The following is a 13538-nucleotide window of genomic DNA, read 5'->3' on the forward strand; positions in this document are numbered from 1 at the left end:
CTGACCAGCCAAAACACTTTCAAAGCACCCCAGGAGGGCGCAGCCATGCCATCTTTCGCCACCCCCGAGCCGATCACGGCCACGCTCGACGTCAGCATGGCCGACGTCCGGATCGTCGCCGGCGACCGCACCGAGACCACCGTCGACGTCCAACCGGCCGACCCCGGCGACACCGAGGACGTGAAGGCCGCCGCCAAGACCCGCGTCGAGTTCGCCGACGGCGAGCTACTGGTCAAGGGCCCGAAGTACACGACCAAACTGTGGGGCAAGGGCGGCGCGCTGCACGTCACGGTCGAGCTGCCGGCCGGCTCCCGCGTCAAGGCGACGTCCGCGATGGGCGACTTCCACGTCACCGGCCGCCTCGGCGACAGCCGGCTCAAGACGTCCGTGGGCAACATCCACCTCGACGAGACCTCGCGGCTCGAAGCGAACACCGCGACCGGTGACGTCTTCGTCGACCGGGCCACCGGGCACGCCCAGGTCGGCACCGGCTCCGGCGAACTGCGGATCCGCGAGATCGACGGCACCGCCGTCCTGAAGAACTCCAACGGCGAGACCCGCGTCGGCGAGGTGACCGGCGACCTGCGCGTCAGCACGGCCAACGGCGACATCCTGGTCGACGTCGCCCACGCCGGCGTCAACGCGAAGACCGCCGCCGGGGACATCCGGCTCGGCGAGGTCATCCGCGACCGGGTCGTCCTCGAAACCGCCGTCGGCGAGATCGAGGTCGGCATCCGCGAAGGCAGTGCCGCGTGGCTCGAGCTGAACTCGCTGACCGGGTCCGTGCGCAACACGCTCACGCCGTCCGACGGGCCGGGCGGCACCACCGAGACCGTCGAGGTCAAGGCCCACACCTACACCGGCGACATCGTCATCCGCCGGGCCTGAACACTCCACCACGACAAGGGGAAATCGATGCCAGACGCCATCGTGGCCGAAGGACTGGTCAAGAAGTACGGGAAAGTCACCGCGCTCGACGGGATGACATTGGCGGTACCGGAAGGCACGGTGCTGGGGGTGCTCGGGCCGAACGGCGCCGGGAAGACCACCACCGTCCAGATCCTCACGACACTGCAGAAACCGGACGCGGGCCGGGCGACGGTCGCCGGGTTCGACGTCGTGAAGGACGCGCACAAGCTGCGCTCGCACATCGGCGCTTCGGGGCAGTACGCCGCCGTCGACCAGGAACTGACCGGGGCGGAAAACCTCGAGATGGTCGGGCGGCTGTACCACCTGGGCACCAAGCGGGCCAAGGCCCGCGGCCGCGAACTGCTCGCCCGGTTCAGCCTGGCGGACGCCGCCGACCGCCCGGTCAAGGGCTACTCCGGCGGCATGCGGCGCCGGCTCGACCTGGCCGGCGCGCTCGTGGCCAACCCGCCGGTGCTGTTCCTCGACGAGCCCACGACCGGGCTCGACCCGCGGGCCCGCACCGAGCTGTGGGACGTCATCACCGAGCTGGTCGCCGGTGGCACCACCCTGCTGCTGACCACCCAGTACCTGGAAGAAGCCGACCGGCTGGCCGACAGCATCGCCGTCATCGACCACGGCCGCGTCATCGCCCGCGGCACCGCCGACGAGCTCAAGGACCTCGTCGGCGGCGAGCGGATCGAGCTGACCGTCGGCACCCACGACGACGTCGTCGTCGCGCAGCGGGCACTGGCCCGGCTGGCCAGCGGAGAGCCGCAGGCCGAGGCGTTCCGGCTGACCGTGCCCGTGACCCACGGCGCGAAAGCGCTTACCGAAGCGCTCGGCCTGCTCGCCGTGGAAGGCGTCGACGTCCGCGACGTCGGCGTCCGCCGCCCCACCCTCGACGACGTTTTCCTCACCCTCACCGGCCGCGAAACGGCCGAGCCCGCCGAACTCGCGAAGGAGGCCGTGTGATGAACGCGGTGCAGATGGCCGTCACCGACGGCGTGACCGTCGCCAAGCGCAACTCGATCAAGATCGTCCGGTCGCTGGACCTGCTCGGGTCCATCGTGTTCATGCCGGTGATGTTCGTGCTGCTCTTCGGCTACGTCTTCGGCAGCGTGATCGACATCCCCGGCATGTCGTACCGCGAGTTCATGCTGCCGGGGATCTTCACCCTGGCGGTGGCGATGGGCAGCATCGTCACCGGCTACGGGCTGACCGACGACCTGCAGAAGGGCATCATCGACCGATTCCGCTCGCTGCCGATGTCCCCGGCGGCGGTGCTGATCGGCCGCACCACCGCCGACCTGATCCTCAACGTGACGAGCCTGCTCATCATGGGCCTGGTCGGCCTGGCGGTCGGTTGGCGCATCCACACCGGCGTTTTCGAGGCACTCGGCGGGGTGCTCCTGCTGCTCGCCTTCGCCTACGCGTTGTCGTGGGTGATGGGGACGCTCGGGCTCGCGGTCCGCAAGCCCGAGGTGTTCAACAACGTCTCGAGCGTGGCGATCTTCCCGCTCACGTTCCTGGCCAACACGTTCGTCGACAGCAGCCGCCTGCCCACCCCGCTGCGGGTGATCGCGGACTGGAACCCGGTCTCGGCGATCACGCAGGCGGCACGGGAGCTGTTCGGCAACACCAGCGCGGCCATGCCGGTGCACGGCGCCTGGCCGATGCAGCACGCCGTGCTCGCCTCGGTGCTGTGGATCGCGGTGCTGCTGGCGATCTTCGTGCCGCTCTCGGTGCGCTGCTACAAGAAGGCCACCAGCCACTGAGTCAGGGCAGCGTGAGGATCTCGCTGCCGTCGGCCGTCACCACGAGGGTGTGCTCGAACTGGGCCGTCCACTTCTTGTCCTTCGTGGTGACGGTCCAGTCGTCGGACCAGATGTCGTAGTCGATGGTGCCCAGGGTGATCATCGGCTCGATCGTGAAGGTCATGCCCTCCTCGATGATCGTGTCGACGGAGGGCTCTTCGTAGTGCAGGACCGTCGGGGGCGTGTGGAACGCCGGGCCGACGCCGTGGCCGGTGAAGTCGCGGACCACGCCGTAGCCGAAGCGCTTGGCGTAGGCCTCGATGACCCGGCCGATGACGTTCAGTTGGCGGCCCGGGCGGACCGCCTTGATCGCCCGCAGCGTCGCCTCGCGGGTGCGCTCCACCAGCAGGCGGGCTTCCTCCGAGACGTCGCCGGCCAGGAAGGTCGCGTTCGTGTCGCCGTGGACGCCGCCGATGTAGGCGGTGACGTCGATGTTGCAGATGTCGCCGTCCTCGATCACCGTCGAGTCCGGGATGCCGTGGCAGATCACCTCGTTGAGCGAGGTGCAGCACGACTTCGGGAAGCGGCGGTAGCCCAGCGTCGAGGGGTAGGCGTGGTGGTCGAGCAGGAACTCGTGCACCACCTTGTCGATGTCGTCCGTGGAGGCGCCCGGCTTGACGGCCTTGCCGCCCTCCTCCAGCGCCTGGGCCGCGATGCGGCTCGCGACCCGCATCGCCTCGATCACCTCGGGCGTGCGCACGCCGTTGCCGGTGTCCCGCCTCGGCGCCGGCTTGTCCACGTACTCGGGACGGGCGATGGAACTGGGGACGTCACGGCGCGGCGTCTGGACGCCGGGAACGAGCGGGGCACGAACGGACATGCCTCCACCTTACGACGGTCCGCTCAGCCGATCCCCGCCAGGAACCGGTGCGCGGCCTGCACCGCCGGTTTGGACGACCCGGCGTCGGTGAGGAGCACGGCGAACGCCAGGTCACCGCGGTAGCCGACGAACCAGCCGTGCGAGCGGGAGCCGTCGCCGAACTGGGCGGTGCCGGTCTTGCCCGCGACGTCGGGGATGTCCCGCAGCCCGGTCGCCGTGCCCGCCGTGACGACCTCCCGCATCATCCCGCGCAGCGTGTCGAGAACCTCCTGCGACGGCGGGTCGCCGACGTTCTTCGTGGTCGCCGGCAGGCCCTTCACGATCGACGGCGACGGCACCTTCCCGGCCTGCACGGTGGCCGCGACCAGCGCCATGCCGAACGGGCTGGTCACCACCGTCCCCTGGCCGAAGCCGTTTTCCGCCCGCTGGACGGCCGAGTCGCTGGCCGGGACGTCCCCGGTGACCGTGGTCAGGCCCGGGACCACGAAGTCGGCGCCGATGCCGAACGACCGGGCGGTGCCGGTGAGCGCCGTCCCGTCGAGGCCGGCGGCGAGCCGCGCGAAGGTCGTGTTGCAGGACCGTGCGAACGCCGTCTTCAGCGGCACCCGGCCCAGGTCGAACCGGCCTTCGTTCGGCACGACGCGGTTCTCGATCGTCGTCGTCCCCGGGCAGTCGACCGCGCTGCCCGCCTCGACCTCCCCCGCCGACAGCGCGGCCGCCGCCGTGACGATCTTGAACGTCGACCCCGGCGGGTAGCGCCCGGACAAGGCCAGCGAGCCCTCCTCGTCGGCGGCGTCGTTCTGGGCGACCGCGAGGATGTCCCCGCTCGAGGGCTGGATCGCGACCAGCGCGGCCGAGTACGGCTCGGTTTCGAGGGCCTTCTCGGCGGCGGCCTGGACCTTCGCGCTCAGCGTGCTGGTGACGGCGGGCGCGGGCCGCGGCGGCTCGGCCTTGAGCTCGGCGGCCTCGCCGCCGGTGACGTCGCGGGTGACGATCCGCCAGCCCGCCGCCCCCGCCAGCTGCTGCTCGACCAGCGCCCGGATGCCCGGCAGGACCTGCTGCCCGGACCCGCGCGTCACCGGCAGCAGCCGCTCCTGGCTGGCGAAGCGGACGCCGGGCAGGTCGTAGATCGCCGGCTTGACCCGCTGGTAGTCGCCGGCGCGCAAGGTGATCACCGGGTAGGCGTCACCGGGCTTGGTCTTGTTCATCCCGTCCAGCACGGACCGGCCGGTGACCGACGGTTCGTACCGGTGCAGCGCCTTGGCGAGGGTGCCGGCGACGGCACTCGCGTCGCCGGTCTTCTGCGGGTCGACGACCACGCCGATCACGGTCTGCGGCCGCATCAGGGGCACGCCGTCGCGGTCGAGCACCGGCGCCGTCTCGGGCAGCTGCGGCAGCATGCCGAGGGTCTGACCGACGGCCAGCTGGGGGTGCACGACCGTCGGCTGCCAGTGCACCTGCCAGCCGGTTTCGGCCGCCCGCAGCTGGGCGTCGGCGCGGTAGGACCAGGTGCGGCCGTGCGGGAGGTGCCAGGTGAGCCGGTAGCCGGCGGACACGACGTCGCCGTCCGGCTGTTTCACCTCTTCGTCGTCGACGTCGAGGCCCTCGGGGTCGAGCACGCCGCGGACCTGGCTCAGCACGCTCTTCGCGGCATCGGGCGAGTCGGTGTTCGCCGCCGCGGCGGCGACGTCCCCGGACGCGACGGCGTCCAGGAAGGCGGAGAGGGCGTCTTCGGGACTGTCGCCCGAGCACCCGGCCGTGGTCGCGGCGACGAGCAGCAGCACCGCGAGAGCACCGTGTCGACGTGCACTCATGGCGGGATGATGCCTGGTCAGGGCGGTGCGACGGCTTCGAAACACCGCCACGGAAGAGTGGTTAGAACAGCACCGTCGCGTACTGGCCGACCTGCTCGAACCCGATCTTGCGGTAGGCCGCGAGGGCGGGGGTGTTGAAGGCGTTGACGTAGAGGCTGGCGGTGCGGCCGAGGCCGCGGACGAGCCGGTTCACGACCGCGGCGGTGCCGGCGGTGCCGAGCCCGTCGCCGCGGCGGTCGGGGTGCACCCAGACGCCCTGGATCTGCCCGACGGTGGCCGACATGGCACCGATCTCGGCCTTGAAGACGACCTCGCCGTCCTCGAAGCGGGCGAACGCGCGACCGGCGCCGATCAGCTCGGTGACCCGGGCGCGGTAGCTCGCTCCGCCGTCGCCGCTGCGCGGGTCGACGCCGACCTCTTCGATGAACATCGAGACGGCCGCGGGCAGGTACCGCTCGAGCTCGTCCGGCCGGACGGGCCGGACCAGCGGATCGGCGGCGACGAGCGGGGTGCTGTCCAGAGCCATCAGCGGCTGGTCGCCGCGGACCTCGCGGGCCGGGCCCCACTCGCCTTCGAGCTCGTCCCACAGGCCGAGGACCTGTTCGGCCGGGCCGACAAGCGAGGAGCAGGTGCGTTGCCGTCTCAGGACGCGATCGGCGAAGGAGCGCAACGCGGGGGCGTTGCCCCTCAGCGGGATGAGGTTGGGCCCGGAGAAGCACAGCCCTTGGAGCCGCCCGGCCCGGACCGGACGGCTGTCGGCGGCCCAGAGCTCACCACCGAGCCGCCACGGGTCGAGGCCCGCGGCCTCGACCCGGGCGCTGACCATGCAGCTGCCCACCGGGTCCGCGGCCAGAGCGGCACGGACCGCCGGATAGTCCCGATCATCGAGCAGCCGTGCACCTGCAAGCCGCAACACGGGTTCCAGGGTGCCAGATGAACAGCCGAAACGGAACGCGAGGCTTTCGACACGCTGAGATGAACTGCCCAGGTCGGAGCTTGCGGGCAGGATGGACGTATGCAGCGCTACACGTACAAGGTCGTCGAGGTCCGGGAGAAGCTCGTCGGCGGCAAGATGTCGGGCGGCAAGCTGGAGAAACTGCTGAACGACCACGCCGAAGACGGCTGGCAGCTGAAGGCGATCACCTCGGCGGAGGTGAAGGGCCGGGTCGGGCCCGGCGGGGTCGACGGGCTGCTGGTGACCTTCGAGCGGCCGGTGCAGTAGCGGGCGCGTCCGGTCAGGCGCCGCGGTAGGTGCCGATCGTCCAGGCGTTGCCCTCCGGGTCGCGCAGGCTGAACGTGTGCGAGCCGTACTCGGTGTCCGTCAGTTCGGCCGTGAGCTCCGCACCCGCGGCCTTCACCCGCGCGTAGACCTCGTCCACCTTGTCCGACACCACGTACACCGCGGACGCACCCGGCTTCATCGCGTCGTGGACACCGTCCGGTGGCCGGACGCTGCCCAGCATCACCGCGCCACCCTCGGGCCAGCGCAGCTCGGCGTGCGCGATCAGGTCGCCTTCGGGCACCACCAGAGCCTCGGTGAAGCCCAGGACGTCGACGAGGAAGCGGACCGCGGCCGGGGCGTCGTCGTACCGGAGGGCGGGCCAGACGTTCGGTTCGGGAGTCATGCCGTCAGCTTCGCGCCACCTCCGTCTCCTGGTCTTGGAGGAACGGGAGCTCCTCGGCGATCCACGTCCGCGGCGTGCAGCCGGCCAGCGCGCCCCACTCGTTGGTCAGGTGCGCCTGGTCGTAGAACCCGCACTCCGCCGCCAGCGACGCCAGGTCCGTCCGCCCATTCCGCAGCAGGCGCCCGGCCCGCTCGAACCGCAGCACCCGCGCCGCCTGCTTCGGCGCCAGCCCCAGCTCCGTGCGGAAGCGCTCGCCCAGGTGGCGACGGCTCCAGCCGACCTCGGCCGCCAGGTCCGCGACGCGCACCCGCCCGTCCGCGCCCCGCAGCCGGCGCCACGCCTCCCCCAGCTCGGGCGGCGGCGCCACCGGCTCGACGGCCCGGGCGGCCAGGACGTCGTCCAGCAGCGCGAACCGCTCGCGCCAAGGCAGCTCCCGCAGCCTGTCCGGCAACCAGCCGAGACCGAACTCCGCGAGGTCGGCCACCTCGCCGCTCAGCTCCGCGGCCGTCACGCCGAACAGCGTCCGCACGCCCAGCGGGTCGAGCTCCAGCTGGATGCCCTCCTGCACGCGCTCCTGCCGGATCAGCACCGCGCGGGTGTGCAGGCCGCCGACCAGCGCCTGGAGGCTCTGCCCGGCCATGCGCACCGGGCCGGCGAGGCTGACGACGAGCGTCACGTGCCGGGACGGCAGGCCGCGGTGGACGGCCAGCGTGACGTCGTCCTGCGCGTACCCGACATAGCGCGTGACCAGGGGCCGCACCACCGGGTGCGGCTCGCGAATGGCCCAGGTCACGCTCACGAATGCGAGCGTAATCGTCACCACCGACATTTTTCGGGGGCGCGGGTGGCGGAGCCCCCGGCCTAGGGCGAAGCCCTAGGTGTCACTGCCAGTTCCGCGTCTGCTAACACGGACAGTGCGTCCCCACCGCGGAAGGAACGACCCGATGACGATCCAGGAGCAGGCGCAGCAGCTGGAGCTGCTCGCCGACCAGGTGCCGACCGGCATCGCGCTCGCCACGAAGAGCGACCTCGAAGACCTCCAGGCCCAGGTGCTCGGCCTGCTCGGGGAGACGTCCACCGCGACGGCGATCCAGGGTGCGATCCAGCTCGCGTCCCAGCAGATCGACGAGGTCGCGGCCGCGCTGGAGAACGTGCGCCTGCAGATCCGGGACGCCGCCCAGCACCACCTACAGGGCTGATTCGTAGTACGAGCGGACGGCGGGCTGGCCGGTGTAGTTGGGGCCGGCCCGGTCGTCCGCGCCGAGGTAGCGGAAGGGCAGCGTGCCGTCGAAGGGGCCGTCCCGCCGGATCCGGTGGCTCCGTGAGTCGTACGTGAAACCCGCTTCGCGCAGCGCGCGCAGGACCCGGCGTGCCCCGCCGGGCGCCTCGATTCCCGCGATGTCGAAGTTCGCCACGAACACGCCGCCGTCGCTCAGCCAGGACGCCGCCCGCAGCAGCGCGCCCAGCTTGTCGCCGACGTAGTGCAGCCCGTGCACACACGTGACGAGGTCGAACCGGCCCGCGGGCTCCCACGCCGTGATCGACGCCGTCACGAACCGCACGGGCCCGGCCGCCGCGAAGTACCCGACGAGGTCGACGCCCGTGATGTCCAGGTCCGGCCGGGCCTCGGCCGCGTCCAGGAGCGCCCGCCCGCTGCCGCAGCAGAGGTCGAGCCAGCGGGCACCCGGCGGCAGGCCGAGGATGTCGAAGCCGAGGACGCGCGAATAGCCGTCGCGACCGGCCAACCGCCGCTCACGGTTCATCGCGCGGTTGGCCACCACGGACGACGCCTCGAGGGCGTCGTCCGTCAGCAGGTCAGCCTGCGGTGACGACCGGGGCACCTTCACCCAGGGTCTCGCCCGCCTCTTCGGCGATGCGCATGGCCTCTTCGATGAGCGTCTCGACGATCGCGTGCTCGGGCACGGTCTTGATGACCTCGCCCTTGACGAAGATCTGGCCCTTGCCGTTGCCCGACGCGACGCCCAGGTCGGCCTCGCGGGCCTCGCCCGGGCCGTTCACGACGCAGCCCATGACGGCCACGCGCAGCGGGATCTCCATGCCCTCGAGCCCGGCCGTGACCTGCTCGGCGAGCGTGTAGACGTCGACCTGCGCGCGCCCGCACGACGGGCACGACACGATCTCCAGCTTGCGCTGCTTGAGGTTCAGCGACTGCAGGATCTGGATGCCGACCTTGACCTCTTCGACCGGCGGCGCGGACAGCGAGACGCGGATGGTGTCGCCGATGCCCTGGCGCAGCAGCGCGCCGAACGCGACGGCCGACTTGATGGTGCCCTGGAACGCCGGGCCGGCCTCGGTGACACCCAGGTGCAGCGGGTAGTCGCACTGCTCGGCGAGGATCTCGTAGGCGCGCACCATGATCACCGGGTCGTTGTGCTTCACCGAGATCTTGATGTCGTGGAAGTCGTGCTCGGCGAACAGCGACGCCTCCCACAGCGCCGACTCCGCCAGCGCCTCCGGCGTCGCCTTGCCGTACTTGTCCATGATCCGCTTGTCCAGCGAACCGGCGTTGACGCCGATCCGGATCGGCGTGCCGTGGTCCTTCGCGGCCTGCGCGATCTCCTTGACCTGGTCGTCGAACTTCCGGATGTTGCCCGGGTTGACGCGCACCGCCGCGCAGCCGGCCTCGATCGCCGCGAAGACGTACTTCGGCTGGAAGTGGATGTCGGCGATCACCGGGATCTGCGACTTCTTCGCGATCGCGGGCAGCGCCTCGGCGTCGTCGGCCGACGGGCAGGCGACGCGGACGATGTCGCAGCCCGCGGCGGTCAGCTCGGCGATCTGTTGCAGGGTCGCGTTGACGTCGGAGGTGAGCGTCGTCGTCATCGACTGGACGGAGATCGGGTGGTCGCTGCCGACGCCGACCGAACCCACCTGGAGCTGGCGGGTCTTGCGACGCTCGGACAGGACGGGCGGGGGCAGGGCGGGCATACCGAGTGCGACGGTCACGGTTTCCAGCGTACCTACCCCTACTGGGCCACCTTCACCATGTCAACCGTCACGGTGAGCAGCATTACGGCGGGGGTGAGCGGCCGCAGGCGGGCCGCCACCCCTCCGTGGGGCTACGGCGAGATCCGGATCGGGTTGACGATGTCCGCGGTCACCGTGAGTAGGGTCACCGCACCGCCGATGAGCACCAGGACCATCGTGATACCGGACAGCTTCGTGTAGTCGACGGGACCGGCGGCCACCTTGCCCCGGCGCGCACGGATCCAGTCGCGGACGCGCTCGTACCAGACCACCGCGATGTGCCCGCCGTCCAGCGGCAGCAGCGGCAGCAGGTTGAACACGCCGATGAAGAAGTTCAGGCTGGCCAGCAGGAAGAAGAACAGCACCCAGATGCCCTGCTCGACGGCCTCGCCGCCGATCCGGCTCGCGCCGACGACGCTGACCGGGGTGTTCGGGTCGCGCTCGCCGCCGAAGATCGCGGTGACCACGGCGGGGATGCGCTCGGGGAACTGGACGAGCCGCTGGGCCGTCTCGGCGAACATCGTGCCGGTGAAGCTGAACGTGGCGCCGATCGCGGCGACCGGGCCGTACTGCGTGGTCAGCGGCTCCTGCACCGGCGAGGCGCCGATCATGCCGACGTCCTTGACGGTGTCGCCGGTCCAGCGCTGCACCTTCGGCACGTCGACGACGAGCCAGAGCTGCTGGTTGCCGCGCTGCACCTCGAACACCGTCCGGCCGCTGGTGGCCTGCACGGCGGTGAGCATCTCCACCCAGGTCGCGACCGGCTTCCCGCCGACCGCGAGCACCTTGTCGCCGCGCTGCAGCCCGGCCGTCGCCGCCGGGGTGAGCGCGCCCGGCGGGCAGGTGGGGTTCTTGGCCTGGGCCGCGGCCTGTTCCTTCGACGTGGTCGCGACGGCGCAGGAGGTCGAGTCCAGCACCGGCTGGGTCGGGGCCTGGGCCGCGAGGTTCGGCAGGCCCATGGTCACGGCCATCAGGTAGAGGACCACGAAGCCCAGGATGAAGTGGGTGATCGACCCGGCCGACATCACGACGGTGCGCTTCCAGGTCTTGAACCGCCACATCGCGCGCGGCGCCTCGTCCGGCGTCACCTCGTCCAGCGCGGTCATGCCGGCGATGTCGCAGAACCCGCCGAGCGGGATCCACTTCAGGCCGTACTCGGTCTCGCCGCGGCGCCAGGAGAACACCGTGGGCCCGAAGCCCACGAAGTACCGGCGGACCTTCATGCCGAAGGCCTTCGCGGTGACCATGTGGCCGGCCTCGTGCAACGCGACGGAGACGCAGATCCCCAGCGCGAAGAGCACCACCCCGATGATGTAGGCGAGCACCCGCTACTTCCCCTCGATGATCGAACCGGCCCGCGCGCGAGCCCAGCGCTCGGCGGCGAGAACGTCCTCGACGTCGCGCGGTTCGCGACGCCATTCGTCGGCGGCTCCCACCACCTCGGAAACAGTGTCCACTATCGACGTGAAGCTGGTGTTCTGCGCGAGGAAAGCGGAGACGACCTCCTCGTTCGCGGCGTTGTAGACGGCGGGCAGGCAGCCGCCCACGGCGCCGCAGTGCCGGGCCAGCTCGACGGCCGGGAAGGCCTCGTCGTCCAGCGGCTCGAAAGTCCAGGTCGCGGCGGTGTCCCAGGTGCACGCGGCGGCGGCGCCGGGGACGCGGTCTGGCCAGTGCAGCGCGAGCGCGATCGGCAGCCGCATGTCGGGCGGGCTGGCCTGGGCGATCGTCGAGCCGTCGGTGAAAGTCACCATCGAGTGAACGATCGACTGCGGGTGCACGGTGACGTCGATCTTCTCCGGCGCGATGTCGAACAGCAGCGCCGCCTCGATCAGCTCCAGGCCCTTGTTGACCAGGGTGGCGGAGTTGATCGTGATGAGCGGCCCCATCGACCAGGTCGGGTGCGCCATCGCCTGCTCGACGGTGACGACGGCCAGCTCCGCGCGCTTGCGGCCGCGGAACGGGCCGCCGGACGCGGTGAGGACGAGCCGGGCGACTTCGTTTTCTTTTCCGGCCCGCAGCGCCTGCGCGATGGCGGAGTGCTCGGAGTCGACGGGCACCAGCTGCCCGGGCTTCGCGGCGGCGAGCACCAGCGGCCCACCGGCGATGAGCGACTCCTTGTTGGCGAGCGCGAGGGTGGCGCCGGTGGCGAGCGCTTTGAGCGTCGGCTCGAGGCCACGGGAGCCGGGCAGGGCGTTGAGGACGGTGTCGACCTTGACGGCGTCGACCAGCTCGGTGACGGCGTCGGAGCCGGCGAAGAGCCGCGGGAGCTTGAACTCGCCCTGCGCGTACCCGCGCTGCTGCGCCTCGGCGTACAGCGCGAGCTGGACGTCCTCGACGACTGTGGCCTTGGTCACGGCGACGGCTTCGACGCCATGGGCGATCGCCTGCGCGGCGAGAGCCGCCGGATCGGCCCCACCGGCGGCGATCCCGGCCACCCGGAACAGGTGCGGGTTGCGCGCGGCGACGTCGAGGGCCTGCACGCCGATGGACCCGGTCGAGCCGAGCACGAGAACGCTTCGCGAGGTAGTCATCGCCGGTCATTGTCGCGCGGGGCGTCTCCGCGGCGCACCCGGAGGTGTGGGATCATCGGCGGGTCCGAGGTTCACGGGGTTTGAGGAGTTCATCGTGGCAGGCAAGGCGGTCGAGAAGAGGCGGCCCGAGGTCGACCCGCGCGACGAGCCGTCCGCGGCCTGGGGCTGGCACGGCTCGTTCCCGAAGGCCACCCGCATCGCCGGCTGGCTCAGCGCGATCATCCTGCTGGTGATGATCAAGGGCAACCACGAGAACAACACCGAGAACGTGTGGCTCGTCGGCTTGGCGGCGTTCATGGTCCTGTTACTGGTGCTCGACATCCGCAAGCAGCGCACGGCCTGGCGCAAGTAGTCGGTTTTTCGCTAACGTCCCTGGCATGAAGCTGCGCTGGGGACTTGCTCTTGTCGGTGTACTGGCCGCGTTGCTGGTTGCTCCTTCCCCAGCTTCGGCTTCGGTGCCGTTGGTCCGGTGCACGTTCACGCCGACGCCTTCGAACCCGGCGGCTCGTCCTGTGGTGCGTCCGGTGCCGGTGGCGTTGACGCGCGGGACGGTCGATGTGACGTTCCGGTTCAACTACGGGCCGGTGACCGTGCGGCTGGATCGTGGTGGGGCTGCGCCTTGCGCGGTGCACAACATGGTTTCGCTGGTTTTGCAGCGGTTCTATGACCGGTCCCAGTGCTGGCGGCTTTCCAACTCCGCTCGTCTTGGTGTTCTGCAGTGTGGGGACATTTACGAGGTGGAGAAGGGTGGGCCGGGGTACAAGTTCCCGGATGAGGTTTCTGGTGCCGAGACTTATCCGCGCGGGACGATCGCGATGGGGAACCAAGGACTGGGGACGAATGGGTCGGAGTTCTTCATCGTGCACTCGTTTGCGAACATCCCGGCTAACTACTCGGTGATGGGGCGGGTGATCCGGGGGATGTCCGCGATCGACCGGATGGTCGAGGACGGGATCATTCCGACCGATCCGAACGGGCCGCTGGACGGAGCGCCGGCGCACCCGGTGAAGATCCAACGCGCGTCGGTCGGCTGGTAA

16 protein-coding genes are annotated in these 13538 nt (G+C 70.8%); 7 read left to right on the top strand and 9 right to left on the bottom strand.

From position 1 onward, the window contains the following. Positions 1–45 precede the first annotated feature (45 nt). The 3 genes from ACLJQF_RS32005 to ACLJQF_RS32015 are packed head-to-tail and all read left to right on the top strand — an operon-like array spanning position 46 to position 2684. Complete coding sequence (locus ACLJQF_RS32005) at positions 46–888, top strand: DUF4097 family beta strand repeat-containing protein (protein WP_410614056.1); 843 nt, start codon at positions 46–48, stop codon at positions 886–888. A 27-nt stretch (positions 889–915) separates the two neighbouring features. Further along, positions 916–1881 (top strand): ATP-binding cassette domain-containing protein, encoded by a 966-nt coding sequence (locus ACLJQF_RS32010; RefSeq protein ID WP_410614057.1) that lies wholly within the window; start codon positions 916–918, stop codon positions 1879–1881. After that, a complete protein-coding gene (locus ACLJQF_RS32015; protein ID WP_410614058.1) occupies positions 1881–2684 on the top strand; it encodes an ABC transporter permease in 804 nt (267 codons plus the stop codon). The genes ACLJQF_RS32010 and ACLJQF_RS32015 overlap by 1 nt, the downstream gene beginning before the upstream one ends. 1 nt (position 2685) lies before the next feature. Here ACLJQF_RS32015 and map read toward each other — a convergent pair whose 3' ends face one another. From map to ACLJQF_RS32030, 3 genes are all read right to left on the bottom strand, one after another. Further along, positions 2686–3543, bottom strand: coding sequence for a type I methionyl aminopeptidase (gene map, locus ACLJQF_RS32020; RefSeq protein WP_410614059.1), 858 nt, complete (start codon positions 3541–3543; stop codon positions 2686–2688). A gap of 23 nt (positions 3544–3566) precedes the next feature. Continuing rightward, positions 3567–5357 (bottom strand): penicillin-binding transpeptidase domain-containing protein, encoded by a 1791-nt coding sequence (locus tag ACLJQF_RS32025; RefSeq protein WP_410614060.1) that lies wholly within the window; start codon positions 5355–5357, stop codon positions 3567–3569. A gap of 61 nt (positions 5358–5418) precedes the next feature. Continuing rightward, entirely contained in the window at positions 5419–6273 is an 855-nt protein-coding gene (locus ACLJQF_RS32030; protein WP_410614061.1) for a GNAT family N-acetyltransferase, read from the bottom strand. Positions 6274–6372: 99 nt separating this feature from the next. Here ACLJQF_RS32030 and ACLJQF_RS32035 point away from each other — a divergent pair, with 99 nt between their 5' ends. Continuing rightward, on the top strand, positions 6373–6579 hold the full coding sequence (locus ACLJQF_RS32035; RefSeq protein WP_410614062.1) for a DUF4177 domain-containing protein: 207 nt from the start codon (positions 6373–6375) through the stop codon (positions 6577–6579). 13 nt (positions 6580–6592) lie between these two features. Here ACLJQF_RS32035 and ACLJQF_RS32040 read toward each other — a convergent pair whose 3' ends face one another. Both ACLJQF_RS32040 and ACLJQF_RS32045 read right to left on the bottom strand, forming a co-directional pair. Then, the gene (locus ACLJQF_RS32040) at positions 6593–6982 is read right to left on the bottom strand and encodes a VOC family protein (RefSeq protein WP_410614063.1); all 390 of its coding nucleotides are present in this window, start codon (positions 6980–6982) and stop codon (positions 6593–6595) included. A gap of 4 nt (positions 6983–6986) precedes the next feature. Beyond that, positions 6987–7811 (bottom strand): helix-turn-helix domain-containing protein, encoded by an 825-nt coding sequence (locus ACLJQF_RS32045; RefSeq protein WP_410614064.1) that lies wholly within the window; start codon positions 7809–7811, stop codon positions 6987–6989. A 115-nt stretch (positions 7812–7926) separates the two neighbouring features. On the opposite strand from ACLJQF_RS32045, the gene ACLJQF_RS32050 reads away from it, so the two are divergent. Then, positions 7927–8181 (top strand): hypothetical protein, encoded by a 255-nt coding sequence (locus ACLJQF_RS32050; RefSeq protein ID WP_003057586.1) that lies wholly within the window; start codon positions 7927–7929, stop codon positions 8179–8181. Here the strand turns inward: ACLJQF_RS32050 and ACLJQF_RS32055 are convergent. The 4 genes from ACLJQF_RS32055 to dxr form a co-directional block, all read right to left on the bottom strand. Next, the gene (locus tag ACLJQF_RS32055) at positions 8170–8823 is read right to left on the bottom strand and encodes a class I SAM-dependent methyltransferase (protein WP_410614065.1); all 654 of its coding nucleotides are present in this window, start codon (positions 8821–8823) and stop codon (positions 8170–8172) included. The two genes, ACLJQF_RS32050 and ACLJQF_RS32055, sit on opposite strands and share 12 nt — an antisense overlap. Continuing rightward, complete coding sequence (gene ispG / locus ACLJQF_RS32060) at positions 8798–9949, bottom strand: flavodoxin-dependent (E)-4-hydroxy-3-methylbut-2-enyl-diphosphate synthase (protein WP_410614066.1); 1152 nt, start codon at positions 9947–9949, stop codon at positions 8798–8800. Before ispG ends, ACLJQF_RS32055 begins: the two co-directional genes overlap by 26 nt. Positions 9950–10062: 113 nt before the next feature. Continuing rightward, positions 10063–11295 carry a M50 family metallopeptidase gene (locus tag ACLJQF_RS32065; RefSeq protein ID WP_410614067.1) on the bottom strand — a complete coding sequence of 411 codons (1233 nt, stop codon included), beginning with the start codon at positions 11293–11295 and terminating at the stop codon, positions 10063–10065. Positions 11296–11298: 3 nt separating this feature from the next. Then, a complete protein-coding gene (dxr, locus tag ACLJQF_RS32070) occupies positions 11299–12501 on the bottom strand; it encodes a 1-deoxy-D-xylulose-5-phosphate reductoisomerase (protein WP_410614068.1) in 1203 nt (400 codons plus the stop codon). A gap of 94 nt (positions 12502–12595) precedes the next feature. Here dxr and ACLJQF_RS32075 point away from each other — a divergent pair, with 94 nt between their 5' ends. Continuing rightward, on the top strand, positions 12596–12853 hold the full coding sequence (locus tag ACLJQF_RS32075; protein ID WP_410614069.1) for a DUF2631 domain-containing protein: 258 nt from the start codon (positions 12596–12598) through the stop codon (positions 12851–12853). Between the two features lie 25 nt (positions 12854–12878). Further along, the gene (locus ACLJQF_RS32080; protein WP_410614070.1) at positions 12879–13538 is read left to right on the top strand and encodes a peptidylprolyl isomerase; all 660 of its coding nucleotides are present in this window, start codon (positions 12879–12881) and stop codon (positions 13536–13538) included.

The sequence above is a fragment of the Amycolatopsis sp. lyj-109 genome, assembly GCF_046548995.1.
Taxonomy (GTDB): Bacteria; Actinomycetota; Actinomycetes; order Mycobacteriales; family Pseudonocardiaceae; genus Amycolatopsis.

Coding starts and splice junctions, on each gene's coding strand:
- ACLJQF_RS32005 (WP_410614056.1), top strand. CDS start 46: ATGCCATCTTTCGCCACCCCCGAGCCGATCACGGCCACGCTCGACGTC.
- ACLJQF_RS32010 (WP_410614057.1), top strand. CDS start 916: ATGCCAGACGCCATCGTGGCCGAAGGACTGGTCAAGAAGTACGGGAAA.
- ACLJQF_RS32015 (WP_410614058.1), top strand. CDS start 1,881: ATGAACGCGGTGCAGATGGCCGTCACCGACGGCGTGACCGTCGCCAAG.
- map (WP_410614059.1), bottom strand. CDS start 3,543: ATGTCCGTTCGTGCCCCGCTCGTTCCCGGCGTCCAGACGCCGCGCCGT.
- ACLJQF_RS32025 (WP_410614060.1), bottom strand. CDS start 5,357: ATGAGTGCACGTCGACACGGTGCTCTCGCGGTGCTGCTGCTCGTCGCC.
- ACLJQF_RS32035 (WP_410614062.1), top strand. CDS start 6,373: ATGCAGCGCTACACGTACAAGGTCGTCGAGGTCCGGGAGAAGCTCGTC.
- ACLJQF_RS32040 (WP_410614063.1), bottom strand. CDS start 6,982: ATGACTCCCGAACCGAACGTCTGGCCCGCCCTCCGGTACGACGACGCC.
- ACLJQF_RS32045 (WP_410614064.1), bottom strand. CDS start 7,811: ATGTCGGTGGTGACGATTACGCTCGCATTCGTGAGCGTGACCTGGGCC.
- ACLJQF_RS32050 (WP_003057586.1), top strand. CDS start 7,927: ATGACGATCCAGGAGCAGGCGCAGCAGCTGGAGCTGCTCGCCGACCAG.
- dxr (WP_410614068.1), bottom strand. CDS start 12,501: ATGACTACCTCGCGAAGCGTTCTCGTGCTCGGCTCGACCGGGTCCATC.
- ACLJQF_RS32080 (WP_410614070.1), top strand. CDS start 12,879: ATGAAGCTGCGCTGGGGACTTGCTCTTGTCGGTGTACTGGCCGCGTTG.